Here is a 2,114-nt window from a genome sequence, read left to right as displayed (position 1 = left end):
ATGCTTCCGTGTCCTGCCTGATCCGCAGACCGCCGTACGAGCGTCCCCACCACACCGCCAGCACGGTCGCCATTATCGGCGGGGGCAGCGGCATACCCCGTCCGGGCGCGGCCTCCCGCGCTCACCGCGGCGTACTCTTCCTCGACGAAGCGCCAGAATATCAGCGCAGTGTGTTGGATGCCCTGCGTCAGCCTTTGGAAAGCGGCGAGCTGATTCTGCACCGCTCCGCTGGAACGGCGGCCTACCCGGCACGTTTCCAGCTGGTGCTCGCGGCCAACCCGTGTCCCTGTGGCAAAGCGGTGGGCAAGGGAAAGGATTGCAGTTGTACAGCGATGGCGCGGCGACGGTATTTCGGCCGGTTGTCGGGGCCGCTGCTGGATCGCGTGGACATCCAGCTGCAGGTGAACCGGTTGTCCCTGGCCGAACTATCCACCACCGCGGCCAGGGAGAGTTCTGCGGCTGTAGCCGAGCGGGTCCGCAGGGCCCGCGAACGGCAGCGCCGACGGCTCGAAAGGCACGGGCTGCTCCGCAACTCGGAGATGACCGGCACGCTTCTGCGCGGCGACTACCGCCTTCCGGCGTCCACGACGGTGGCCCTGGACCGGGCCATGGAACGGGGAGCCCTGACGGCCCGCGGTTACGACCGCGTGCTGCGCCTGTCGTGGACGCTTGCCGACCTGGCCGAAGCTGGTGCACCGGGGACAGATGAGGTCGGCGTGGCGCTGAGCATGAGGCAACAGGGGGTGTCTGCGTGAGCGACGTTGCGACAGAAACTGGGTCCGACGCCGCCGCGATGAGACTTGCCCGCGCTGCCCTGACCCGCCTGATGGAACCTCTGACCTTGCCGGCCTTGCCCTGATCAGGGTTGCCGGGCCGGCACAGGCGCTGCGGGTGGCGATTGGCGCGGTCCACGCCGGACCAGAGCTGGAACACCGGATCTTTGAGGTTTTGCAGGAGGCAGGCACCCTGTCCGGCTGGCAGGGACTGGGGCCGGCGGTTGCCCGTTGGGCGCCGAGGGTCCCCGATCTGGCACCCGAACGCGACCTGGACGCCATCCGCCGACTGGGCGGAGGTCTGCTCACTCCCGAGGATGCGGACTGGCCAGCATCGTTGGCTGACCTTGGCCTATCGGAGCCGATTGCGCTCTGGGTTCGCAGCCCACACCGTCCGGTGCCGTCGATCGAGCGGTGTATCGCCATCGTAGGATCGCGGGACAGCACTGCATATGGCGCCCAAGTGACGGCAGAAATCGCCTACTCGCTTGCGGAGCGGGGGCTGAGCGTTGTCAGCGGAGGGGCTTACGGCATCGATGCCCACGCCCACCGTGCCGCCCTGGCCGGTGGAACAGGACCATACCCGACCATTGCCGTCATGGCTGGGGGAGTGGACCGCTACTACCCCTCCGGCAACGAAGAGCTGCTGCGTTCCATTGCCTTGCAGGGGGCCATGATTTCCGAAGTTCCGCCCGGCTCGAACCCCACCCGGTACCGCTTTCTGCAACGCAACCGCATCATCGCGGCCCTCTGCAGCGTCACGGTCGTGGTGGAAGCACGATGGCGCTCCGGTGCGCTCAGCACGGCACACCATGCCGATGGCCTCAGCCGATGCGTTGCGGCCGTGCCCGGCTCTGTCTACTCGGCCAATTCCGCCGGATGCCACAGGCTGCTGCGAGAGGGATCCGCCGTGTGCGTCACGGACGCCGCCGAAATTGCCGAACTTGCCGGTGCCAGCGGGCAGAACCTCCCGACCGAAAGCACCGGAAAGCGGGCCGATCACGATGGGCTCGATCTGCAGGATCTGTTGTTGTTGGACGCGCTGCCTCTTGTTTCGCCGACGACGGCAGAAAAGCTGTGTACAGTGGCCGGGCTGAGTCTAACCTCCGTGCTGGCCGGGTTGGGTCGGCTCGAGCTGATGGGGCTTGCGGAGCGGACCAATGGTAACTGGAGGCGCAACAAGCGGACCTGACCGCTAGGTGCATGGGTCAATAATCGTGGGCCGCTGTTTTTAAAACGCCGAAGGAATAACCTGGCTCTGGTGGGTGTGGCTGGGAGAATTGGGGTATGGATAGTGGCGCCCAGGACGGTCTTTTTGATGAATCAGCGGTTGCGCGTGTG

Annotated in this window: 1 protein-coding gene and 1 pseudogene; both read left to right on the top strand. The window is 66.3% G+C overall.

What is annotated here, in order from left to right:
* Positions 1-755: ATP-binding protein (locus IV498_RS18635; RefSeq protein ID WP_269048565.1), on the top strand; the 755-nt coding region annotated here is incomplete at its 5' end.
* A gap of 38 nt (positions 756-793) precedes the next feature.
* Positions 794-1,965: pseudogene (dprA, locus tag IV498_RS18630) on the top strand (DNA-processing protein DprA).
* Positions 1,966-2,114 lie beyond the last annotated feature (149 nt).

This window comes from Paenarthrobacter sp. Z7-10, assembly GCF_026932795.1.
In the GTDB taxonomy this organism is placed as follows: domain Bacteria; phylum Actinomycetota; class Actinomycetes; order Actinomycetales; family Micrococcaceae; genus Arthrobacter_M.
The sequence above is the reverse complement of the archived record's forward strand: the minus strand, read 5'-3'. Positions and strand labels throughout refer to the sequence as shown.